Source organism: Actinosynnema sp. NPDC059335 (assembly GCF_042752395.1).
Lineage (GTDB): Bacteria > Actinomycetota > Actinomycetes > Mycobacteriales > Pseudonocardiaceae > Actinosynnema.
The window spans coordinates 4,867-27,170 of the sequence record NZ_JBHYXZ010000067.1 but is presented as its reverse complement, the minus strand read 5'-3'; the positions used below and the strand labels follow the sequence as shown (position 1 = coordinate 27,170).

At 71.1% G+C, this 22,304-nt stretch carries 15 protein-coding genes; 4 read left to right on the top strand and 11 right to left on the bottom strand.

Annotated features, from left to right (window positions below; genetic code table 11):
• Positions 1–182: 182 nt before the first annotated feature.
• From ACFXGA_RS21455 to ACFXGA_RS21405, 11 genes are all read right to left on the bottom strand, one after another.
• Complete coding sequence (locus tag ACFXGA_RS21455; protein WP_378090500.1) at positions 183–1,388, bottom strand: C39 family peptidase; 1,206 nt, start codon at positions 1,386–1,388, stop codon at positions 183–185.
• Positions 1,389–1,439: 51 nt separating this feature from the next.
• Complete coding sequence (gene mmsB / locus ACFXGA_RS21450; RefSeq protein WP_378090498.1) at positions 1,440–2,663, bottom strand: multiple monosaccharide ABC transporter permease; 1,224 nt, start codon at positions 2,661–2,663, stop codon at positions 1,440–1,442.
• On the bottom strand, positions 2,660–4,189 hold the full coding sequence (mmsA, locus tag ACFXGA_RS21445) for a multiple monosaccharide ABC transporter ATP-binding protein (protein WP_378090496.1): 1,530 nt from the start codon (positions 4,187–4,189) through the stop codon (positions 2,660–2,662). The genes mmsB and mmsA overlap by 4 nt, the downstream gene beginning before the upstream one ends.
• Before the next feature lie 7 nt (positions 4,190–4,196).
• Complete coding sequence (chvE, locus tag ACFXGA_RS21440; RefSeq protein ID WP_378090494.1) at positions 4,197–5,306, bottom strand: multiple monosaccharide ABC transporter substrate-binding protein; 1,110 nt, start codon at positions 5,304–5,306, stop codon at positions 4,197–4,199.
• A gap of 43 nt (positions 5,307–5,349) precedes the next feature.
• Positions 5,350–6,858 (bottom strand): L-arabinose isomerase, encoded by a 1,509-nt coding sequence (araA, locus tag ACFXGA_RS21435; RefSeq protein ID WP_378090492.1) that lies wholly within the window; start codon positions 6,856–6,858, stop codon positions 5,350–5,352.
• Positions 6,859–6,878: 20 nt separating this feature from the next.
• Positions 6,879–7,532, bottom strand: coding sequence for an L-ribulose-5-phosphate 4-epimerase (locus ACFXGA_RS21430; protein WP_378090490.1), 654 nt, complete (start codon positions 7,530–7,532; stop codon positions 6,879–6,881).
• 3 nt (positions 7,533–7,535) lie between these two features.
• Positions 7,536–9,191, bottom strand: a complete 1,656-nt coding sequence (gene araB, locus ACFXGA_RS21425) for a ribulokinase (RefSeq protein ID WP_378090488.1) — start codon at positions 9,189–9,191, stop codon at positions 7,536–7,538.
• Between the two features lie 754 nt (positions 9,192–9,945).
• The gene (locus ACFXGA_RS21420) at positions 9,946–10,932 is read right to left on the bottom strand and encodes a LacI family DNA-binding transcriptional regulator (protein WP_378090486.1); all 987 of its coding nucleotides are present in this window, start codon (positions 10,930–10,932) and stop codon (positions 9,946–9,948) included.
• Positions 10,933–11,090: 158 nt separating this feature from the next.
• Positions 11,091–12,602 carry a family 43 glycosylhydrolase gene (locus ACFXGA_RS21415; RefSeq protein WP_378090484.1) on the bottom strand — a complete coding sequence of 504 codons (1,512 nt, stop codon included), beginning with the start codon at positions 12,600–12,602 and terminating at the stop codon, positions 11,091–11,093.
• A complete protein-coding gene (locus tag ACFXGA_RS21410) occupies positions 12,599–15,076 on the bottom strand; it encodes an alpha-L-arabinofuranosidase C-terminal domain-containing protein (protein WP_378090482.1) in 2,478 nt (825 codons plus the stop codon). The genes ACFXGA_RS21415 and ACFXGA_RS21410 overlap by 4 nt, the downstream gene beginning before the upstream one ends.
• Before the next feature lie 43 nt (positions 15,077–15,119).
• On the bottom strand, positions 15,120–17,141 hold the full coding sequence (locus tag ACFXGA_RS21405) for an immunoglobulin-like domain-containing protein (RefSeq protein WP_378090480.1): 2,022 nt from the start codon (positions 17,139–17,141) through the stop codon (positions 15,120–15,122).
• Positions 17,142–17,577: 436 nt separating this feature from the next.
• Between ACFXGA_RS21405 and ACFXGA_RS21400 the strand changes: the two genes are divergently transcribed.
• The 4 genes from ACFXGA_RS21400 (at position 17,578) to yjfF (ending at position 22,168) form a co-directional block, all read left to right on the top strand.
• Complete coding sequence (locus ACFXGA_RS21400; protein ID WP_378090479.1) at positions 17,578–18,558, top strand: ABC transporter substrate-binding protein; 981 nt, start codon at positions 17,578–17,580, stop codon at positions 18,556–18,558.
• Between the two features lie 123 nt (positions 18,559–18,681).
• Positions 18,682–20,193, top strand: coding sequence for a sugar ABC transporter ATP-binding protein (locus ACFXGA_RS21395; protein ID WP_378090521.1), 1,512 nt, complete (start codon positions 18,682–18,684; stop codon positions 20,191–20,193).
• Complete coding sequence (locus tag ACFXGA_RS21390) at positions 20,190–21,152, top strand: ABC transporter permease (RefSeq protein WP_378090477.1); 963 nt, start codon at positions 20,190–20,192, stop codon at positions 21,150–21,152. Before ACFXGA_RS21395 ends, ACFXGA_RS21390 begins: the two co-directional genes overlap by 4 nt.
• Positions 21,149–22,168 (top strand): galactofuranose ABC transporter, permease protein YjfF, encoded by a 1,020-nt coding sequence (yjfF, locus tag ACFXGA_RS21385; RefSeq protein ID WP_378090475.1) that lies wholly within the window; start codon positions 21,149–21,151, stop codon positions 22,166–22,168. Before ACFXGA_RS21390 ends, yjfF begins: the two co-directional genes overlap by 4 nt.
• Positions 22,169–22,304 lie beyond the last annotated feature (136 nt).

Below are 22,304 nucleotides of genomic sequence, written 5' to 3'. Positions count from 1 at the left end.
CTCTTGGTGTGTTACGCGTTGCCCGGGGGGGGGGGGTATTGCGGGGGGGTGTTGGTTGGTGGGTCCCGGGGGGGTGGGGGGCGGCCCGTCGTGGGACGTGACGGGCCGCGCACCAGAGTCTCTGGGAGCGTTCCCACCGCAGTCGTAGTGAATCCGATGCGGGGCCGCGCCGTCAAGACCCCTCAGCGGGTGATGAGGTAGGCGATGCCGCCCGAACCGCCGCCGACGGAGCCGTCCGCGAGGTGGCGCCGGGTCCGCAGCCACACCGTCTCGAACTGCCGGCGGTCGTAGACGCGGCGCACCGCGTCGTTCGACGGCGAGGCGGGGTCGTTCGCGATGACGTCGCCGTCCCCGGTGAACCCGACGACCACCATGATGTGCCCGGCCGTGCCGTAGCCGGCGCCGTCCAGTTCGTCCTCCCGGAACGACTGCGAGGTGATCACCGGCACGCCGCGGGCGATGTGCCGCTCCAGTTCGGACAGCGAGCGCAGCCGGGTGACGTGGCCGCGCAACCCGAAACCCGCCGCGTACGCGGTGTTGAACGGCCAGTTGCCGGCGCCCCCGTAGGCCCGGTCGTAGGTGTGCCGGGCGGCGTGGTCGACGGCCGGGTCCGCGTGTCCGGGGTCCACCCAGGACAGGTCCTCGGCGCTCGGGCCGCGCCCGTAGTACTCGACGACCATCTCCGTGGACGTCGGGCTGCACCACGCCTCGCCGCCGCCGTCGTACTCCGGGTAGTGGCCCTCGTGCACGTTCTGCGAGTAACGCGGCACGGGCAGTTCGATCCCCCTCGCCACGCCCGGCGCGCTCGCGGGCACGGTGAAGCGGTCCGGCACGGCGGAGGCCATCGCGCCGGCCATGCGCAGCAACGGGGACGCGCCGCCGTCCGCCAGGCGGTAGAGGGTGACGCGGAGCCGGTAGGCGCGCAGCGGCCGGGCGGCGAGGAAGGTGTCCACGTCGACCGAGCCGTGCTCGTCGGCCTGGCCGGGGACGCTGGTGCGGGCGATGTCCCCGTCGCCGGAGGCCCACCGGCCCATCACGTACCAGGGCGTGTCGTCGCCGCGCAGCTCGACCTGCAGCCAGGTGCCGGGCGGGGTGTCGGCGTTCCAGGAGGCGACGGCCTGGGTGGCGGCGAAGCCGGTGACCCGGCGCGGTGACGTCCACCGCGCGTACTCGTAGCCGTCGAGGATCCCGACGGGGTGGCGGATCGCGAGCCCGCCGGGCACGGGCGCGGTGCCCTCGTGCGCGCCCTCGGCGAGCCGCGCGGCCCGCCATTCGTGGTAGTCGACGTGCGCGCCCTCGGCCACCCCGGCCGGGGCCGAGGTGAAGCCGAGGGCGAGCACCGCCGACAGGACCGACACGACCCGGCCGCGGGGGCCACGAGCACTCATGTGGGAAAGTGTCGCGTCAGTCGAACACTTTGTAATCAACCAACAGGGTGGTCACGCCCGGCCGCGGCGCTTGGTCCACACGTCGTAGGCGACGGCGGCCAGCAGCACCAGGCCCTTGACCAGCATCACCCGCTCGCTGGGCGCGCCGATCAACGACATGCCGTTGTTGATCACGCCCATGATCAGGCCGCCGGTGATCGCGCCGACCACCTTGCCCACGCCGCCCTGCACCGCCGCGCCGCCGATGAACGCCGCCGCGATCGCGTCCAGCTCGAACGCGTTGCCCGCGGTCGGGCCGGCCTGGTTGAGCCGGCCCGCGAAGATCACGCCCGCGAGCGCGGCCAGCAGGCCCATGTTCACGAACACCCAGAACGTGACCTGCTTGACCTTCACGCCGGACAGCGTGGCGGCCTGGAGGTTGCCGCCGATGGCGTAGATGTGCCGGCCGAAGACGGACTTGTTCGCCATCACCGAGTAGCCCATCGCCAGCACCGCGAGCAGCACGAGCACCCACGGCAGGTTGCGGAACCGGGCCAGCTGCACGACCACGGCCAGCACGATCACCGCGGCCAGCGCGATCTTGGCCACGAAGATCCCGAACGGGTCCACGACCTGCCCGTAGCCGAGCCGCGCCTTGCGCTTGCGCCACTCGTTGACCGCGAACCCGACCACCACCGCGACCCCGACCAGCAGGCTGACCAGGTCCGCGCCGCCCAGCGGGCCGAGGCCCACGTTGCCCAGGTAGCCCTCGGTGAAGCCGTTGGCCAGGGTGCGGATCTCGTCCGGGAACGGCCCGATGCCCTGGTTGCCCAGCACCGTCAGGGTCAGCGCCCGGAACACCAGCATGCCCGCCAGCGTGACGATGAACGCCGGGATGCCGAAGAACGCCACCCAGTAGCCCTGCGCCGCGCCGATCACCGCGCCCGCGAGCAGCGTGATCAGCACCGCGAGCGGCCACGGCAGGTCCATCTGCACCGTCAGCACCGCGCAGATCGCGCCCGTCAGCGCCACCACCGACCCGACGGACAGGTCGATGTGCCCGCCGATGATCACCAGGATCATGCCGATGGCCAGGATCAGCACGTACGAGTTCTGCACGATGATGTTGGAGATGTTCTGCGGGGTCAGCAGCGCACCGTCCGTCAGCACCGTGAACAGCACCACGATGAGCGCGAACGCCATGTAGATGCCGGACTGCCGCAGGTTGATCGTGAACCGCCGCTGCGGCGGGCCGGCCTGGGTCGCCGCCGGCGTGGCGGCGGTCTTGGTGGTCATGAGGTCTGTCCCTGGGTCATGTGGTGCATCAGGCGTTCCTGGGTCGCTTCCGCGCGGTCCAGCTCACCGGTGATCCGGCCCTCCGACAGGGTGTACACCCGGTCGCACAGGCCCAGCAGCTCCGGCAGCTCGGACGAGATGACCAGCACCGCGCGGCCTTGGTCGGCCAGGTCGTTGATGATCGAGTAGATCTCGTACTTGGCGCCGACGTCGATGCCGCGGGTCGGCTCGTCGAGGATGAGCACGTCCGGGTCGGTGAACATCCACTTCGCCAGCACGACCTTCTGCTGGTTGCCGCCCGACAGCGACGCGGTCGGCGTGGCGACGCTGGGCGTCTTGATGTTCATCGAGCGCCGGTACCGCTCGGCGACCGCGTGCTCCTCGTTCTCGTTCACCCAGCCGCGCGGCGCGAGCTTGTGCAGCCCGGCCGCCGACACGTTGAGCTTGACGTCCTGGATCAGGTTCAGCCCGTACCGCTTGCGGTCCTCGCTGACGTAGGCCAGGCCGTTCTCGATGGCCTTGCGGACGGTGCGCGTGTCGATCTCCCGGCCGTCCTTGACGACCCGGCCCGACACGCCCACGCCGTAGGACCGCCCGAACACGCTCATCGCCAGCTCGGTGCGGCCCGCGCCCATGAGGCCCGCGAGGCCGACGATCTCGCCGCGCCGCAACGACAGCGTGGCGCGGTCGACCACCACCCGGTCCGGCTGGGACGGGCTGTGCACGGTCCAGTCCTCGATCCGCAGCACCTCGTCGCCGATCTTCGGCGTGCGCGGCGGGAAGCGGTGCTCCAGGTCGCGACCGACCATGCCGGAGATGATCCGCTCCTCGCTCACCTCGCGGGCGGGCGCCAGCGTCTCGATGGTGCGGCCGTCGCGCAGGATCGTGATGCTGTCCGCGATCCTGGTCACCTCGTTGAGCTTGTGCGAGATGATCACCGAGGTGATGCCCTCGGCGCGCAGCCCGTCGAGCAGGTCGAGCAGGTGCGCGGAGTCGTCGTCGTTCAACGCCGCGGTCGGCTCGTCCAGGATCAGCAGCTTCACGTCCTTGGCCAGCGCCTTGGCGATCTCCACGAGCTGCTGCTTGCCGACGCCCAGGTCGTGCACGGGCGTCGTGGGGTTCTCGCGCAGGCCCACGCGGGCGAGCAGGGCGCCCGCCGCGTGGTTCGTGCGGTTCCAGTCGATGAACCCGCGCCTGGCGCGCTCGTTGCCGAGGAACAGGTTCTCCGCGATGGAGAGCTGACCGCACAGCGCCAGCTCCTGGTGGATGATCACGATGCCGCGCCGCTCGCTGTCGCGGACGCCGCCGAACGAGCAGGGCTCGCCCTCGAAGACGATCTCGCCCTCGTACGACCCGTGCGGGTGCACGCCGGAGAGCACCTTCATCAGCGTGGACTTGCCCGCGCCGTTCTCACCGCAGATCGCGTGGATCTCACCGCGCCGCACGGACAGCGTGACGTCGTGCAGCGCGGTGACCCCGGCGAACCGCTTGGTGATGCCGCGCATCACCAGGATCTCGTCGGACATGGGGTGACTACCTCAGCTGGTCTTCGGTGTAGTAGCCCGTGTCGACCAAAGCCTTCTTGTAGTTGCTCTTGTCCACGATCACCGATTCGAGCAGGTACGACGGCACGACCTTCTTGCCGTTGTCGTAGTCCTTCTCGTTGTTCACCTGCGGCTTCTCGCCCTTGAGCACCGCGTCGGCCATGGTCACCGTGGTCTTGGCCAGCTCACGGGTGTCCTTGTAGATCGTGGAGAACTGCTCGCCCGCGATGATCGACTTCACCGAGGCGACCTCGGCGTCCTGGCCGGTGACGATCGGGTACGGGTTGCCGGCGGTGCCGTAGCCGCTGCTCTTGAGCGCGGACAGGATGCCGATGGACAGGCCGTCGTACGGCGACAGCACGCCGTGCACCTGCGCGCCGCCGTAGGTCGAGGTCAGCAGGTCCTCCATGCGCTTCTGGGCCGTGGCCGGGTCCCAGCGCAGGATGGCGACCGTCTTGAAGTCGGTCTGGCCGCTCTTGACCACCAGCGTGCCCTTGTCGATGTGCGGCTGGAGCACCGACATCGCGCCGTTGAAGAAGAACGTGGCGTTGTTGTCGTCCGGCGAGCCGGCGAACAGCTCGATGTTCAGCGGTCCCTTGGCCTCGCCCGCGCTGCCGTCGGCGTTGATCACCTTGAGCCCGGTGAGCAGCGACGTCGCCTGCTGCACGCCGACCTTGAAGTTGTCGAACGTGGCGTAGTAGTCGACGCTGTCGGTGTTGCGCAGCAGCCGGTCGTACGCGATCACCGGGATGTTCGCGTCCTGCGCCTGCTGGAGCTGCGAGGTGATCGCGGTGCCGTCGATCGAGGCGACGATGAGCAGCTTCGCGCCCTTGGTGATCTGGTTCTCGATCTGGTTGGCCTGCGTGGGGATGTCGTTCTCGGCGTACTGGAGGTCGACCTGGTAGCCCTTCTCCTCCAACGCCTTCTTGATGTTGTCGCCGTCGTGGATCCAGCGCTCCGACGACCGGGTCGGCATGGTGACGCCGACCAGCGCGCCCTCCGTCGAGCCGGACTCCTGGTCGACGGTCTTCTCCGCCGATCCGCAGGCGGCGAGGATCAGGCCGGCCGACGCGATGGCGGCGATCCGCGGAAACCTCATTGTTTCTCTCTCTCCCTTTGGCGGTGTTGCGTGCGCGGGGTCGCTAGTGCAGGCCCTGCGCGAGTCGGAAGTACGCCTGGTTCCAGCGCAGGCGGTCGCTGAACGACGCGGTCGTCGTGTCGCGGTCGATGACCACCAGTTCGGTGTTCACCATGGTGGCGAAGTCCCGCAGCGTATCCGCGCCCACGGCCTGCGTCATCACGGTGTGGTGCGGGCCTCCCGCGGTCAGCCACGACTCGGCGGACGTGGACAGCGACGGCGCGGGCTTCCACACCGCGCGCGCCACCGGCAGGTTCGGCAGCGGCTCGTCCGGCGGCACGACCTCGACCTCGTTGGCGACCAGCCGGAACCGCTCCCCCAGGTCGGCCAGGCCGACGACCACGGCCGGACCCGCGGCCGCGTCGAACACCAGCCGCACCGGGTCCTCCCGGCCGCCGATGCCCAGCGGGTGGATCTCGCACGACGGCCGGTCGGCCGCGATGGTCGGGCAGACCTCCAGCATGTGCGCGCCCAGGATCTTCGGCTCTCCCGGCCCGAAGTGGTAGGTGTAGTCCTCCATGAACGACGTGCCGCGGCCCGTGCCCGCGCCCATCGCCTTGACCGCGGCGAGCAGGGCGGAGGTCTTCCAGTCGCCCTCGCCGCCGAAGCCGTAGCCGTCGGCCATCAGCCGCTGCACGGCCAGGCCCGGGAGCTGCCGCAGCCCGCCCAGGTCCTCGAAGTTCGTGGTGAACGCGCCGAAGCCGCCCTCGGTGAGGAACCGGCGCAGACCGGCCTCGATGCGGGCCGCGTAGCGCAGCGAGTCGTGCCGCGCCGCGCCCTTGTCCAGCTCCGGCGCGAGCCGGTAGACGTCGGCGTACTCGGCGACCAGGACGTCGACCTCCTCGTCCTCGACCGCGTCCACGACCTCGACCAGGTCGTTCACGCCGTAGGTGTTCACCGAGACGCCGAAGCGCAGCTCGGCCTCCACCTTGTCGCCCTCGGTCACCGCGACGCCGCGCATGTTGTCGCCGAACCGGGCCAGCTTCATCCCGTTCAGGTGGCTGTAGCCGGTCGCGGCGCGCACCCAGCCGTCGATCCGCTCGGCCAGCAGCGGGTCGCTCGCGTGGCCCGCGACGGTCTTGCGCGGCACGCCGATCCTGGTCTGGATGAACCCGAACTCGCGGTCGCCGTGCGCGGCCTGGTTGAGGTTCATGAAGTCCATGTCGATGGTCGACCACGGCAGCGCCTCGTTGAGCTGCGTGTGCAGGTGCAGCAGCGGCTTGCGCAGCGCGTCCAGCCCGGTGATCCACATCTTGGCGGGCGAGAACGTGTGCATCCACGCGATCACGCCGATGCACGACGGGTCGGCGTTCGCCTCCAGCATCACGGCGCGGATCGCGGCGGTGTCGGTCAACACCGGCTGCCACACCACCTCCGCGCTGATCCTCCCCGACTCGGTGAGCATCCGCTGGATCTGCTGCGACTGCCGGGCGACCTGCTCGAGCGTTTCCGGGCCGTAGAGGTGCTGGCTCCCGGTCAGGAACCAGACCTGCGGCTTCCCAGCAGGCGACATGCGGGGCTCCCCTCGTGGGCTCATTGCCCGTAGACGTTCTGGTAACGGGCGTACAGGCTGTCGATGTGGTGCTGCTCGATCGGCTTGGGCGTGCCGAGCTGGTGCGCGAAGTGGACGGTGCGCGCCACGTCCTCCAGCATCACCGCGGCCTTCACCGCCGCCCGCGCGTCCTTGCCGACCGTGAAGGGACCGTGGTTGCGCATCAGCACGGCCGGGGAACGGCTCTCCCGCAACGTCTCCACGATGCCCCGGCCGATCGAGTCGTCCCCGATGAGCGCGAACGGCCCCACCGGGACGTCACCGCCGAACTCGTCGGCGATCATGGTGAGCACGCACGGGATCGGCTCGCCGCGCGCCGCCCACGCCGTGGCGTACGGGGAGTGCGTGTGCACCACTCCCCCCACCTCGGGCATGTGCCGGTACACGTACGCGTGCGCGGCGGTGTCCGAGGACGGCGAGTAGTCGCCCTCCACGAGGTTGCCGTGCAGGTCGGTGACGACCATGGCCTCGGGCGTCAGCTCGTCGTAGGACACCCCGGACGGCTTGATCACCATCAGGTCCCGGTCCGGCACGCGGGCCGACACGTTGCCCGCGGTCCAGATCACCAGCTCGTAGCGGGTCAGCTCGCGGTGCAGGTCCGCGACCGTGCGGCGGAGGTCTTCGAGCACGGACACCGGTCACTCCCCCTTGGCGGCGCGGCGCCGCGCCTTGAGCCGGTGCATGACGTCGTTGACGCCGCGGCCGAAGTAGTCGTGCAGCTCCTGGTACTCCACGAACATCCGCTCGTACGCCTCGACGTTGTCCGGGATCGGCAGGTACGCGCCCCGCTTGATCGAGCCCATCGCGTCGGCGGCCGCGCGGATGTCCTCGTACGCCTTGGCGGCGACGGCGGCGTGCATCGCCGAGCCGAGCGCCGGGCCCTGCTCGGAGCCGATCACCGACAGCGGCAGGTTCGTCACGTCGGCGTAGATCTGCATCAGCAGCGGGTTGCGCAGCAGGCCGCCCGCGATCACCAGCTCGGTCACCGGGATGCCCGCGTCGGTGTAGGAGTCCACGATCACCCGGGTGCCGAAGGCGGTCGCCTCCAGCAGCGCCCGGTAGGTGTCCTCGGCGCGGGTGGCCAGCGTCTGCCCGACCACCACGCCCGACAGCTCGTGGTCCACCAGCACCGAGCGGTTGCCGCTGTGCCAGTCCAGCGCGATCAGGCCGTGCTCGCCGATGCGCTGCTGCGCGGCCAGCTCGGTGAGCAGCTCGTGCACCGAGATGCCGCGCGCCGCGGCCTGCTCGTGGTACTCCGGCGGCACGTTGTGCTCCACGAACCACCCGAAGATGTCGCCGACGCCGCTCTGCCCGGACTCGTAGCCCCACAGCCCGGGCACGATCCCGCCGTCCACCACGCCGCACATGCCCGGCACGTCGGCCAGCACGTCGGCGTTCATCACGTGGCACGTGGACGTGCCCATGATCGCGACCATCTGGCCGGGCTCCACCGCGCGGGCGGCGGGCGCGGTGACGTGCGCGTCGACGTTGCCGACGGCCACCGCGATGCCGGGCCGCAGCCCGGTCCACTCCGCCGCCTGCTCGGTCAGGCCGCCGGCGCGGTCGCCGAGGCGGCCCAGCGGGTGGTCGAGCTTCTCGGCGACGAAACCGGCGAAGTCGGGGTTCAGCGCGGCCAGGAACTCCTCGGACGGGTAGCCGTCCTGGTAGATGCCCTTGTAGCCCGCGGTGCACGTGTTGCGCACGTAGACCCCGCACAGCTGCCAGACGATCCAGTCGGCGGCCTCGACCCAGTGGTCCATCGCCGCGTAGACCTCGGGGGCCTCCTCCAGCAGCTGGAGCCCCTTGGCGAACTCCCACTCCGAGGAGATCAGACCGCCGTAGCGGGGCAGCCAGCTCTCGCCGCGCTGGGCGGCCAGCTGGTTGATGCGGTCGGCCTGCGGCTGGGCCGCGTGGTGCTTCCAGAGCTTCACGTACGCGTGCGGGTTGCCGGTGAACTCGGGCAGTTCGTTCAGCGGGGTGCCGTCGGCCTTGACCGGGACCATCGTGCACGCGGTGAAGTCCGTGCCGATGCCGATCACGTCGGCCGGGTCCACCCCGGCGTCGACGAGCGCGGCGGGCACGGCGTGCTTCAGCACGTCCACGTAGTCCTGGGGGACCTGCAACGCCCAGTCGGGCGGCAACGAGCGGCCGTCGGGCAGCGCCCGGTCCAGCACGCCGTGCCGGTAGTCGTGCACCGCGGTGCCGAGTTCGAGGCCGTCGCGCACCCGCACGACCACCGCGCGCCCGGACAACGTGCCGAAGTCGACACCCACCACCAATGGATCGCTCGCCATGGTGAGTGAGTGTTATCGCTAACATTCACGACGTCAAGACCTGCCCGCAACGTGGTCTTAAACAGATGGTGAGCGTGCACAAAAGGCCGTGTTCAGCGGGTTGCGGGGCCGCTGCGACGCCACTCCAGCCTAGGCGCGTTCGGCGCTCGTGCGGGACCGCAGATGGGCGGAGACGGCACGAAAATGTTGCGGTGCGGTCGTTAGGGCCTCCGGTAGGGCCCTTCGGTCGCGGCGACGGCACGGCGCTGTGCCGTGCGACACCGCTTCACGCTACTGCGCGGGCGGCGCGCCACCGTACCGGGATCCCGTACGCCACCGCACCGCCGCGCCCCGTCCTCGCCCTCCCGGCCCGCCGCCACACCCGCCGGGACCGGCCTCGCCCCGCCGCCTGCCGCACCGCGCCCACCACACCGGCTGCCTACCGCCCAGCCGCCCGGCCGCCCTCGGCCAAGCCTCACCGCGTGCCGCCGGACCGCTCGGCAGCCTTACCGGGTGCCTCCCAGCGCCCAGCCGAGCCCTACCGCGTGCCGCCCGGCCGAGCCTTGCGCCCGGCCGCCGAGCCGGGCCGTACGCCCCGCCAAGCCGCCCAGCCAAGCCCCACTGCCCCGCCGCGTGCCGCCGTGCCGCCCGGGCACGACCGCCCCGCCAAGGCCCCTGCCGCCCCCTCCGGGCCCTTGAAGCGCGACCGGTCGTGGCCGGGCACGCGAGCGGAGCCTCGGGACCGCACCGTCGCGCCCGCCGGGCCCGCCCGGGGTCACCCCGCGGGCGGCGCGACGCTGTCCCGCTTCACCAGGGCCGGCGCGACGGTCCGCTGCGACGCGCCCACGTCCCCGTCGCCGACCTGCGCCAGCAGCAGCTCCAGCGTCTCCTTCGCCACCGCGTGGAAGTCCGGCCGGATCGTCGTCAGCGGCGGGATGAAGTAGGCGGCCTCCGGCACGTCGTCGAAGCCCACGATGCTCACGTCGTGCGGCACCCGGCGGCCCCGCTCGCTCATCGCCCGCAGGATGCCCAGCGCCAGGTGGTCGTTCGCCGCGAAGATCGCCGTCACCTCCGGCATCCGCGCCAGCATCTGGCCCGCCCGGTACCCCGACGCGGCGCTCCAGTCGGCCGGCACCACCGGCGGCACCTCCAGGCCCGCCGTCTCCAGCGCCGACCGCCAGCCCCGGATGCGGCCCAGGCTGTCGAACCAGTCCGACGGGCCCGACACGTGCCACACCGTGCGGTGGCCCGCCTCCAGCAGGTGCGTGGTCGCGGCGAACGCGCCCGCCGCCTGGTCCACCGTCACCAGCGGGGTGGACCGCTCCGGGTCGCCGTCCACCGTGACGAGCGGGATGCCGGCGGACACGTCGCCGCCCGCTTGGTTGTCCGACGCGGTCGGCGCGATGACCACTATCCCGGCCACCCGCTGGTCGCGGTGCCGCTCCACCGCGTCGGAGATGGAGTTGCGGTCCAGCACGTTGACCCGGCCGACGCTGACCGCGAACCCGGCCTCGGCCGCCGCCGCCTCGAACGCGGCCAGCAGCGACGCGGGGCCGTAGAGCGTCGAGTTCTGCGCCACCACCCCGATCAGCTGGGATCGGCCGGTGACCAGCGCGCGGGCCGCCTTGTTGGGCCGGTAGCCCAGCTCGGCGATGGCCGCGCGCACCCGCAGCCGGGTCTGCTCCCGGACGTTGGGGTGCCCGTTCAGCACCCGCGACACCGTCTGGTGCGAGACCCCGGCGAGCCGGGCGACGTCCGTCATCGCGGGATCGCGCGAGGTCCTGTGCTCCACTACCGCCCCATCTCCGCCTGTGTCCGACACTGCTGCCAACCCAATGTTAGCGATAACACACCCTGATCACCCCGCAGGTGCGCGGTCCATTGTCCACCAGGGACCGTTCCCACCAGCGCAGGGACGCTTCAGCTCACCCGGAATGTCGCACGTTCGCGGGCGCGTCGGTCGCCGCCCGGCCGGGCGACCACCAAACGTCCCGTGTCGTGGGACAGGTACGCCTGCGGGTCCGCCGCCGAGCGCAGCGACACCGCGTCGCGGTCGGCCAGGCCCGGCACCCGGACGAACGACGCGGCCCGCCCGTGGGCGTCGGAGTCCTCGTACGGGTCGATCCGGACCGCGGCGCCGTCCACCCGCGCGTAGCGGTCCGGGAAGTTCACCGACTGCACGGCCACCGTGCCCGCGCCCAGGAAGCCGGGCACGAACCGGAACTGCGAGTCGGCCACCTCCCGCACGGCGCCGTCGACCCGCAGCCGGTACTCGAAGTGCCGGACGAACAGCTCCGGCGCGTCGGCGGGCGACAGCCGCACCACCGGCCCGCCCTTGCCGACCGGCACGCCGAAGCTCGGGGTGCCGTCCGCGTTCCAGTGGAGCCGCTGCACGCGGGTGTGCCGGTTCGGGTCGAACAGCGGGTCGCCGGTGATCGCCCGGTAGTCGCGGGCGTGGTAGACCAGCACGTCCTGGTCGCCGACCGTGGTGAACGAGTTGTGCCCCGGCCCGTACTGGCCGGTCGCCTCGTTCGTGGCGAAGACCGGCGTGGGCGTCTTGGTCCACGAGCGCGCGTCGAGCAGGTTGGCGTTCTCGTCCGCGGTGAGCAGCCCCATGCAGTAGCGGGCGTCGGTGGCGCTGGCCGAGAACGTCACGAAGACCCGGCCGTTGCGGATGAGCACCGCCGGGCCCTCGTTGACCCGGAAGCCCTGCACCTCCCAGTCCAGCGTCGGGGTGGCGATGCGCACCGGCGCGGTCTTGAGCGCCAGCGGCGAGGCCATCTCGGCGATGTAGAGGTTGGTGTTGGTGTCGATGCCGGGCTCGTGCTGCGCCCACAGGAAGTACCGCTTGCCGCGGTGGGGGAAGGTCGTCGCGTCGAGGGTGAAGGTCTCCCACGCGGTGACCACCTGGCCGCGCAGCTCCCAGCCGCTCTCGCGCGGGTCGTCCTTGGCCGATTCCAGCACGTAGGTGCGGATGCGGAACGGGTCGTCGGAGTCGCCGGCGGCGAAGTAGACGTACCACCTGCCGTCGATGCGGTGCAGCTCGGGGGCCCAGATGTAGCCGCCCATCCTCCCGGACGGCGGACGCCGCCAGATGGTGCGCTCCCGGGCGTCGGCCAGGCCGTCGAGGGTCGGCGCGCCCCGGACGACCACCCGGTCGTACTCGGGCACCGAGCCGGTCAGGTAGTACATGCCGTCGGTCGGCGGGGTGATGAACGGGTCGGCGCGCCGCTCGACCAGCGGGTTGCGGGTCGGCAGGCCGCCGGCGGTCGCGGCGGCGGCGTCCGGCCCGCCCGGCGCGGCGACGGCCGACGCCGAGGCGGTCAGCCCGCCCGCGACGGCGAGCGCGCCGCCGGCGCGGAACAGGCTCCTGCGGTCCAGGGACACGGTGGCTCCAATCGCGGGGGTGCGCTGCGGGGTCGGCGCGGTCATCGACGCCGGTCCTTGATGCGCAGGAACGTGACCGAGTGCGGCGGGAAAGTGTGGGTGAACGAGGCGGACACCCGCACGTGCGCCTTCCTGGCCTTGACCGGCTGGGTGAACTGGGTGTTGACGTCGTCGGGCAGCCCTTCCACGATCGTCGCCTCGGCGGCAGGCACGACCCAGGCGCCGCGGCCGAGGTCGATCGCGGTGCGGGCGGGCTTGTCCCGGGCGTTGACCACCTTGACGATCAGCTCGCCGGTGGCCTCGTCGCGGGTGACGACGTGGCGGAACGGCTCCGGGTTCCCGGTGCCCTCGTCGGTGAAGCCCGCCCACAGCCGCCCGTCGATGAACAGCTCCACGGTCCGGTCGCGCACCTCGATCCGCAGGTCGTAGGTCCGACCGGTCTCGATCGTGGTGTTGTCGGCGTGGAACACGCGCGAGGAGTTGCCGCCGTCCACCGCCGAACGGGTGTTGTTCCAGCCGCCGAGGTTCCACCAGAACGGGTTGCCCGCGCCGTTGACCGCGAACGGGATCAGGAAGCCCTCGCTGCCGGACAGCTTGGTGGCTTTCACGCTGACGGTGAAGTTGTTCCAGGTGGGGTCGCCCGCGGTCATCAGCGGGTTGGCCACGGCCGGGTCGGACTGCACGAACCGGCCGTCCACCACGCCCCAGCTGCCCGTGCCGTTGCCGGTCCAGCGGGACGCGTCGCCGGAGAAGTCGTCGGAGAACAGCACGCGGCCGTCGGCGGCGGTCACCACCACGTCGTCGTAGGCCACGGAGGTCGCCCAGGACGACAGGCCGATCGCGCCGGTGATCGGGGTCGGCGTCCACGGCGTGCCCGACGCGGTGCTCTTGACGACGTGGTCGCCCACGTTGGTCATGAACAGCTTCTGCACCTCGTAGGAGGTCGAGCCCCAGGACGCGTGGTTGTTGAACCAGATCATGTCCGGCTTCCACTGCACGTGGTCCTCGTTGGCCGGCAGCGGGGCGTAGGAGGCGAGCTTCACGACGTCCGCGTTGCGCTCCAGGCCGGTCATGAACGCCGCCTCGGCGAGGGCGTTGGCGAACTTGTCGTCCTGGGAGGCGTACTCGCCGAGGAACACCTTGGGCCCGTTGCGGTCGTAGGTGTCGTACCGGTCGTTGTTCTCCAGGAACCAGTTCGGCGCGTTGTAGTAGTGCTCGTCCACCATCGCGACGCCGGCGTCGCGGTTGAGCTGCCACAGCCGGTCGAAGGTGGCCCCGGTGTCGTCGGGGCCGGAGTTGCCCACGACGGTGATGCCGGGGTGCTTCGCCTCGATGGCGGCGCGGAACCGGGTGAACCGGGCGAAGAACTCGTCGGCCAGGGTCTCCTCGTTGCCCACGGCCAGGTGGGTGAGCCCGAACGGCTCCGGGTGGCCCATCTCGGCCCGCTTGCGGCCCCACGGCGAGTCGGCCGGGCCGTTGGCGTACTCGACCAGGTCGAGCGTGTCCTGGATGTGCCGCTCCAGCAGCGCGGGGTCGTCGGTGGCGCGGTTCTGGCCGCACCCGGTGACGAGCGCGGGCACCACGGGCAGCGGCATCGCGCCGATGTCCTCCGCGAACTGGAAGTACTCGTGGTAGCCCAGGCCGTAGGACTGGTTGTAGCCCCAGAAGTTCCAGTTCGCGGCCCGCTGCTCGACCGGGCCGATGGTGTCCTTCCACTGGTAGGAGCGGCGGCGTTCCCAGCCGGGCGCCTCGTAGCCCTGGTGGCTGCCGGTGTTCACCAGGCAGCCGCCGGGGAAGCGGAGGAAGCCGGGCCGCAGGGCGGCGATCTTCTCGGCCAGGTCCCTGCGCAGGCCGTGGCCCTTGAACGTGTCCTGCGGGAACAGCGAGACCATGTCCAGCCGCAACGTGCCGGAGCCGTCGGCCTCCAGCAGCAGCCGGCCGGTGGTGGACGACTCGCGCGCGGTGAACGTGCCGGTGTACTTGGTCCAGCCGTCGCCCGTCACCCGCAGGTCCAGCCGGGGCGCGAGGTCCTTGCCCGCCGGGTCGGTGAGGCCGACGCGCAGCGGCGTGCCGCCGGCCTGGTCCGTGCGGGCCCAGGCGGAGAAGTCGTAGCGCTTGCCCTTCTCCACGGCGATGCCGGAGTCGTAGCCGGAGTTGATCACGCCCGCGGGCAGGCCGAGGCGCAGGTGGTTGCGGTTGCGCTCGTTGAGGCGGGCGTCGTCGTCCACCACGTCGAGGGTGCCGCCGGTCGGCGCCCACCCGGTGAGCGGCGTGTAGGCGGCGTTGTCGGCCGGGCCGTACTCGAACGACCGGTTCTGCACCAGTTCGGCGTACAGGCCGCCGTCGGCGGCCCGGTTGATGTCCTCGAAGAAGACGCCGTACAGGGTGTCGTCGATCGCCGCGCCCCGGGCCGTGGGGTCGATGGACAGGGTGTAGTCGGGGTCCGTCGCCGCGCCCGAGGCGGGCGCGGCGACGAGCAGGCTCGCGGCGAGGGCCGCGGCCATCACGACACGGGACATGCGAACTCCTGTGCTCCGGTGCAGGGGCGCCGGGGAGGCAGGGTCACGGGAAGGCGGCGCGGACGCGCTCCAGCTCGGCCTTCGTCACGGGCAGCACGGTGCCGTGCCGCGGTCGGCTGGGCAGCTCGTAGCCGGTGGCGAGGGTCCACTCGCCGGAGGCGAGGTCGGTGGTCTCGAACGGGACGTAGCCGCGCCCGCCGAACTCGTCGATGAACAGGTACCAGCGGTCCTCGGTGTTGGACTTGAACACCGTCGGCCCCTCGCCCTGGTTGATCGAGCCCTTGCCGATGCAGTCGGCCACGAAGTCGTAGGAGGTGTCCCGCAGCCGCGTCGACTTCTCGGCCAGGATGAACTTGCTGCACGGCGTGCTGGAGGTGTTGTTCCGCTCGTCCTTGGTGAACCGGTAGTACTCGTCGCCGTGCTTGATCACGGTCGAGTCGATCACCGAGTAGCCGGGGTCCACCCACACCTGCGGCTCGCTGAACGTGCGGAAGTCGCGCGTGGTCGCGTACAGCATCTTGTTGTAGGTGTTGCCGGTGTGCTCGGGGTCGTCCTCGGCGTAGAGCTTCGAGGCCCAGAAGACGACGTAGGCGCCGATGGACTCGTCGTAGTACGCCTCGGGTGCCCAGGTGTTGCCCGCGGTCTCGGGTGAGACCAGGACGTGCCGCTGCTGCCCCCAGTTGACCAGGTCGGTGGACTCCCACACCTCGATGTAGCGGCTGCCCTTGCGCTGCACGAGGTCCCAGTTGCCGTTGCCGTGGATCTTCAGGTCGGTGGCGATGAGGTAGAACTTGTCGCCCTCGGGCGAGCGGATGACGAACGGGTCGCGCACGCCCTTGTCGCCCAGCGACGAGGTGAGCACGGGCCTGCCCTGGTTCAGCTCGTCCCACTTCAGCGCGTCGTTGCCGCGGCTGGCGGCGAAGTAGACCTGCTCGCCGGTGGCGGAGCCCTCGCCGGTGAAGTAGCCGAACAGGTACCCCTCGTAGTCCTGCCGCTGCGGCAGCGGGGTCACGGTGACCTTGAACTTCTTGCGGGTGGTCTCCTCGCCGGACCGGATCTCCGCGGTGAGCTGCACCTTGACCGGCTTGCGGCCGTGCGCGGGCCGGGTGACCTCGCCGGTGGGCGTGATCACGTCGGGCTTGTTGCTCTTCCACGTGACGGTGGTGCCGTGCAGGCCGGTGGCGGGCAGGGTGATGTTGCCGCGGATGTCGTCGGCGTCCCACACCACGAGCGCGGCGTCGGCCTCGGCGACCTTCTCGTCGTCGGTGAGCTGCGGTCGCACGGTCACCTGGAACTCCCGGGTCTGCCCGGCGGCGGTCGCGGTCAGCGTCACGGTGGCGGGCCGGCCGCCGGGCGCGGGGCGGGTGACGACGCCGGAGGCCGACACGACGGCGGGGTCGCTCGACTGCCACGTGATGGTCGAGCCGTACGGCCCGGTGACGGGCAGCGCGAGGTCCTCGGTCACGGCCGAGGTGTCGCCGAGGTCGATCGCGGCGAGGTCGCGCCGGCCGCGCTCGTCGTCCGGCACGAAGCCCAGCTCGTGCGCCTCCGCGGCGGTCAGCGCCCGGTTGTAGAGGCGGAAGTCGCGGACCGTGCCCTTGAGGTACCGGTCGCCGCTGTAGACGGAGCGGCCGATGTAGTTGGCGGTGGTCGAGCCGCCGCCGATCATCGCCGGGATGATCGTCACACCGGTCTTGCGGGCGACCTCGACGCCGTCCTCGTACAGCACGGCCGTGCCGCCGCCGAGCGTGTAGGTAAGCGTTTTCCAGACACCCCTGGCGAGGTCCCGGCCGGCGGTCACGGTCTGCTCCGTCGACCAGTTGCCGGTCGCGATGGACGACCGGTAGGCGTTGCCGGTGGTGAACAGGTAGCCATTACCGGCTGTGCCCGAGGAATTACCGAGGCCGTAGATGAAATAGGGCGTCGCCTGGTCCGGGGCAATGCGCACCTGCAGCGACACGCTGACCTCGGCCAGGTCGCGCAGCACGTGGTCGGACAGCTTCACGTGGCCGTTCACGCCGCCGAGTTGGAGCCCTTCCGCGCCGCCCGGCGTGGCGTCCCCCATAACGATTCCATTGCGCCCACCCCCCGAGGTGTCCACTGCGACGGCTCCAGCGGTTTCGGTGAGGGGGTAGTGCAGGACGAGGCCGTCCGCCGCGGTGGCGGGCGGCGAGGTCAGGACCGCCGCGCCGAGCGCCGCGACCAGCGTCGCGACGAGCGGGCGGGGCCTTAGCCGAAGGGAGACCATGTGGGGCGTCACTCTCGTCTCGCGCGCGGCGGCAGGCCGCGGATGAACTGGGCACCCGGGTGTGAGTGGTGGGCTGAGTCACAAAAGTGAGCGCTAACATACGACTGTGCTCACAAACGTGTCAAGGATGCGAAGTTGACGTTTCCGGGGGGTTGACTGGTCGATTGTGAGCGTTCACTCTTGTGCCCCAGGTGACCACCGTCACGCGGTTCGCCATCCCGTCAGTGTCTCGGGTTCACACGGAGGAAGACCAGTGTTGAAGAAGATCACGACCGCCGCCGCCGCGGTCCTGTTGGCCGCGTTGACCGCGTGCGGGTCCGGTGGTGGGTCCGGGGACGCGGGTTCCACGGGTAGCGCAGGGGGCGACGACAAGATCACGATGGGCTTCGCCCAGGTGGGCGCCGAGAGCGGTTGGCGCACCGCGAACACCAAGTCGATCCAGGAGTCGGCCGAGAAGGCCGGGATCGACCTGAAGTTCTCCGACGCGCAGCAGAAGCAGGAGAACCAGATCAAGGCGATCCGCTCCTACATCCAGCAGAAGGTCGACGTCATCGCCTTCAGCCCGGTGGTGGAGACCGGGTGGGACGCCGTGCTGCTGGAGGCCAAGCGCGCGAACATCCCGGTGATCCTGACCGACCGCGCGGTCGACTCGGACGACACGTCGCTCTACAAGACGTTCCTCGGGTCGGACTTCGTGGAGGAGGGCAAGAAGGCCGGCGAGTGGCTGAAGGCCAACGCCGGTGGCGCGAAGAACATCGTCGAGCTGCAGGGCACCACGGGCGCCGCGCCGGCCATCGACCGCAAGAAGGGCTTCGAGGACGCGATCGCGGGCACGGACCTGAAGATCGTGGCCACGCAGACCGGTGACTTCACGCGGTCGGGCGGCAAGCAGGTCATGGAGGCGTTCCTGAAGTCCGTGCCGCAGATCGACGTGGTCTACGCGCACAACGACGACATGGGCCTGGGCGCGATCGAGGCCATCAAGGCCGCGGGCAAGGTGCCGGGCAAGGACATCAAGATCATCACCGTGGACGCGGTGAAGGACGGCATGACCGCGCTGGCCGCCGGTGAGATCAACTTCATCGTCGAGTGCAACCCGCTGCTCGGCGACCAGCTCATGGAGCTGGCGAAGAAGGTCGTGGCCGGCGAGGAGGTGCCGCCGCGCGTGGTGACCGAGGAGACGACGTTCACCCCGGAGCAGGCCAAGGCCGAGCTCCCCAACCGCAAGTACTGATCCCAAGCCGCGGCCCCCGCCACCCTCCGGGTGTGGTGGCGGGGGCCGCACCCAGTCGTCCGATTGTCGGCGCCGCCGACGTCGTGTGAGGGGAGTTGTCCGGTGACCGAGCCGGTCGTCGACATGCGGGGCATCTCGGTGGAGTTCCCCGGCGTGAAGGCTCTGCAGGAGGTGGATTTCCGGCTGTTCCCCGGCGAGGTCCACGCGTTGATGGGCGAGAACGGTGCGGGCAAGTCGACGCTCATCAAGGCGTTGACCGGGGTGCACCCGCTCGCGGCGGGCGAGGTCCGCTACGCGGGCGAGCCCGTGTCGTTCCACGGCCCGGCGCAGGCGCAGGCCGCGGGGATCAGCACGGTGTACCAGGAGGTCAACCTCTGCGCGAACCTGACCGTGGCGGAGAACATCCTGCTCGGGCGGGAGCCCCGCAGGTTCGGCCGCATCGACGGCAAGGCGATGCGCGCGCGGTCGGCCGAGCTGCTGGCGCGCATCGGGCTGCACATCGACCCCGGTTCGGTGCTGGAGAGCCACCCGATCGCCGTGCAGCAGCTGGTCGCGATCGCGCGGGCCGTGGCGGTCGACGCGCGGGTGCTCGTGCTGGACGAGCCGACGTCCAGCCTGGACGCCGACGAGGTCGCCGAGCTGTTCCGCATCATCCGGGTGCTGCGCGACGAGGGTGTCGCGGTGCTGTTCGTGACGCACTTCCTGGAGCAGGTCTACGAGATCTCCGACCGGATGACGGTGCTGCGCAACGGCCGGCTGGTCGGTGAGCACATGACCGCCGACCTGAGCCGGATCGACCTGGTGTCGGCGATGCTCGGCCGCGAGATGGGCGTGCTGGAGGAGATCGAGCGCCGCACGAACGCGCCGGGCGCGCCGCTGCTGGTGGCCGAGGGCCTGGGCCGCAAGGGCTCCGTGGCGCCGTTCGACCTGGAGATCCGCAAGGGCGAGGTGGTCGGGCTGGCCGGGCTGCTCGGCTCGGGCCGCACGGAGGTCGCGCGGTTGCTGTTCGGCGCGGACAAGGCCGACTCCGGCCGGGTCCTGGTGGAGGGCGAGCCGGTGCGGCTGACCGGGCCGCGGGCGGCGATCGAGGCCGGCATCGCGTTCTCCTCGGAGGACCGCAAGGCCGAGGGCATCGTGGCCGACCTGAGCGTGCGGGACAACCTGATCCTGGCGATGCAGGCCGCGCGCGGCTGGGCCCGGCCCGTGCCGCGCAAGCTCGCCGACGAGCTGGTGGCCAAGTACATCGAGCTGCTGGACATCCGGCCGGCCGACCCGGACCGGGCGGTCGGCAACCTGTCCGGCGGCAACCAGCAGAAGGTGCTGCTGGCGCGGTGGCTGGTGACCCAGCCGAAGCTGTTGATCCTGGACGAGCCGACGCGCGGCATCGACGTCGGCGCGAAGGCGCAGATCCAGAAGGTCGTGGCCGACCTGGCCGCGGAGGGCATGGCCGTGGTGTTCATCTCCGCCGAGCTGGAGGAGGTGGTGCGCGTGTCCGACCGGGTCGTGGTGATGCGCGACCGGCAGAAGGTGGCGGAGTTGGACGGTGGAGCGGGTGTGGACGACGTGATGGCTCTCATCGCGGGCGGCGGCGACCACGGCGCCGACCACGGTGTCGAGAAGGCGGTGGCGTCGTGAAGAACCGACTGCTCTGGCCGGTGCTGGCGCTGGTCGCGCTGCTGGTGCTGAACGTGGTGGTGACGCCGTCGTTCTTCTCGCTGCGGCTGCAGGACGGGCACCTGTACGGCAGCCTGGTCGACATCCTGCGCAACGGCGCGCCGACGCTGCTGATCGCGCTGGGCATGACGCTGGTGATCGCGACCCGCGGCATCGACCTGTCGGTCGGCGCGGTGGCGGCCATCGCGGGCGCGGTGACGTGCACGTACATCGCCTCGGGCGGCAACGCGTGGCTCGGCATGGGCCTCGCCCTGCTGCTGTGCGCGGCGCTGGGGCTGTGGAACGGGTTCCTGGTGTCGGTGCTGGGCATCCAGCCGATCATCGCCACGCTGGTGCTGATGACCGCGGGGCGCGGGGTCGCGATGCTGATCACCGAGGGCCAGATCATCACCGTGAACGACGACTCCTACCGGCAGGTGGGCGCGGGCTTCCTGGTGCTGCCGATCGCGATCCTCATCAGCCTCGCGGTGCTGGGGCTGGTGGCGCTGGCGACCCGGCGGACCGCGCTGGGGCTGCTGATCGAGTCCGTCGGCGTGAACCCGTCGGCGTCGCGGCTGGCCGGCGTGCGGGCGCGGACCATCATCTGGACGGTGTACGTGTTCGCGGCGCTGTGCGCGGGCGTGGCCGGGCTGATGATCAGCTCGAACGTGAGCGCGGCGGACGCCAACAACGCCGGCCTGTGGATCGAGATGGACGCGATCCTGGCCGTCGTGATCGGCGGCACGTCGCTGGCGGGCGGCCGGTACTCGCTGACCGGCACGCTGCTCGGGGCGTTGATCATCCAGACGTTGACCACGACGGTCTACACGATCGGCATCGCGCCGGAGATCACGCTGGTGTTCAAGGCGATCGTGGTGATCGCGGTGTGCCTCATGCAGGCGCCGCTCAGGATCCGGGTGAGGCAAGGGGTGCCGGCATGAAGGAGACAGTGACCCTCGAACCGCAGGCGCCCGCCGCGCCCGCGCGCAGGTCGTCCGGGTGGTCGGTGAGCGTGCCGAAGCGGTTCCTGCCGGTGATCGCGACGTTCGTGGTGTTCGTGGCGACGTTCGGCGTCGGCTCGGTGCGGTACGAGGGGTTCGCGTCCGGCCAGGTCGTGGCGAACCTGTTCATCGACAACGCGTTCCTGATCGTGCTCGCGGTCGGCATGACGTTCGTGATCCTGACCGGCGGCATCGACCTGTCGGTCGGGTCGGTGGTGGCGTTGTCCACGATGATCGCGGCGTCGGCGCTCCAGGCCGGCTGGCCCGCGTGGCTGGTCGTGATCACGGTGCTGGCCGCCGGGTCGGGGCTCGGGCTCGCGATGGGCTGGGTGATCCACCGGTTCGGCGTGCAGCCGTTCATCGTGACCCTGGCGGGCATGTTCCTGGCCCGCGGCCTGTGCTTCGTGATCAGCGTGGAGTCGGTGTCCATCAAGGACCCGACGTTCCGCGACCTGGCCACCTCGTCGGTCCCGCTGCCGGGCGGGGTCAGCATCACCTACGGCGTGGTGATCGCGCTGGTGGTCGTGCTGGCGGCGGTGTACGTGCTGCACCTGACCCGGTTCGGGCGCACGGTGTACGCGGTCGGCGGCAGCGAGTCGTCGGCGCGGCTGATGGGCCTGGCCACCACGCGGGTGAAGATCGGCGTGTACGTGATCAGCGGGTTCTGCTCGGCGCTGGGCGGCCTGCTGTTCAGCCTCTACATGCTGTCCGGCTACAGCCTGCACGCGGTCGGCATGGAGCTGGACGCCATCGCCGCCGTGGTCGTGGGCGGCAGCCTGCTGTCCGGCGGGGTCGGGTTCGTGGTCGGCTCGGTGGTCGGCGTGCTCGTGCTGGGCACGATCCAGACGCTGATCTCGTTCGAGGGCACCCTGTCGTCCTGGTGGACGAAGATCGTGATCGGCGCGCTGCTGCTGGCGTTCATCGCGTTGCAGCGGATCATCGTGCGGCGCACGTAGCCGCGCTCCGGTCACGGGGGGGGCCCGCGCCCCCCCCCGGGGCGGGGGGGCGGCGGGGGGGGGGTGGGTGGGGAACCCCCCCCCCCCCCCCGCGAACACCCGACGCCCGCCCCCCGGCGCCCCGCCCCCCCCGCCC

What these genes read in the sequence shown, in the direction of transcription:
- mmsB (WP_378090498.1), bottom strand. Translation starts at nt 2,663, where the DNA reads ATGACCACCAAGACCGCCGCCACGCCGGCGGCGACCCAGGCCGGCCCG.
- ACFXGA_RS21395 (WP_378090521.1), top strand. Translation starts at nt 18,682, where the DNA reads ATGCGGGGCATCTCGGTGGAGTTCCCCGGCGTGAAGGCTCTGCAGGAG.
- ACFXGA_RS21420 (WP_378090486.1), bottom strand. Translation starts at nt 10,932, where the DNA reads ATGACGGACGTCGCCCGGCTCGCCGGGGTCTCGCACCAGACGGTGTCG.
- chvE (WP_378090494.1), bottom strand. Translation starts at nt 5,306, where the DNA reads ATGAGGTTTCCGCGGATCGCCGCCATCGCGTCGGCCGGCCTGATCCTC.
- ACFXGA_RS21415 (WP_378090484.1), bottom strand. Translation starts at nt 12,602, where the DNA reads ATGACCGCGCCGACCCCGCAGCGCACCCCCGCGATTGGAGCCACCGTG.
- yjfF (WP_378090475.1), top strand. Translation starts at nt 21,149, where the DNA reads ATGAAGGAGACAGTGACCCTCGAACCGCAGGCGCCCGCCGCGCCCGCG.
- ACFXGA_RS21410 (WP_378090482.1), bottom strand. Translation starts at nt 15,076, where the DNA reads ATGTCCCGTGTCGTGATGGCCGCGGCCCTCGCCGCGAGCCTGCTCGTC.
- mmsA (WP_378090496.1), bottom strand. Translation starts at nt 4,189, where the DNA reads ATGTCCGACGAGATCCTGGTGATGCGCGGCATCACCAAGCGGTTCGCC.
- ACFXGA_RS21405 (WP_378090480.1), bottom strand. Translation starts at nt 17,141, where the DNA reads ATGGGGGACGCCACGCCGGGCGGCGCGGAAGGGCTCCAACTCGGCGGC.
- araA (WP_378090492.1), bottom strand. Translation starts at nt 6,858, where the DNA reads ATGTCGCCTGCTGGGAAGCCGCAGGTCTGGTTCCTGACCGGGAGCCAG.
- araB (WP_378090488.1), bottom strand. Translation starts at nt 9,191, where the DNA reads ATGGCGAGCGATCCATTGGTGGTGGGTGTCGACTTCGGCACGTTGTCC.
- ACFXGA_RS21455 (WP_378090500.1), bottom strand. Translation starts at nt 1,388, where the DNA reads ATGAGTGCTCGTGGCCCCCGCGGCCGGGTCGTGTCGGTCCTGTCGGCG.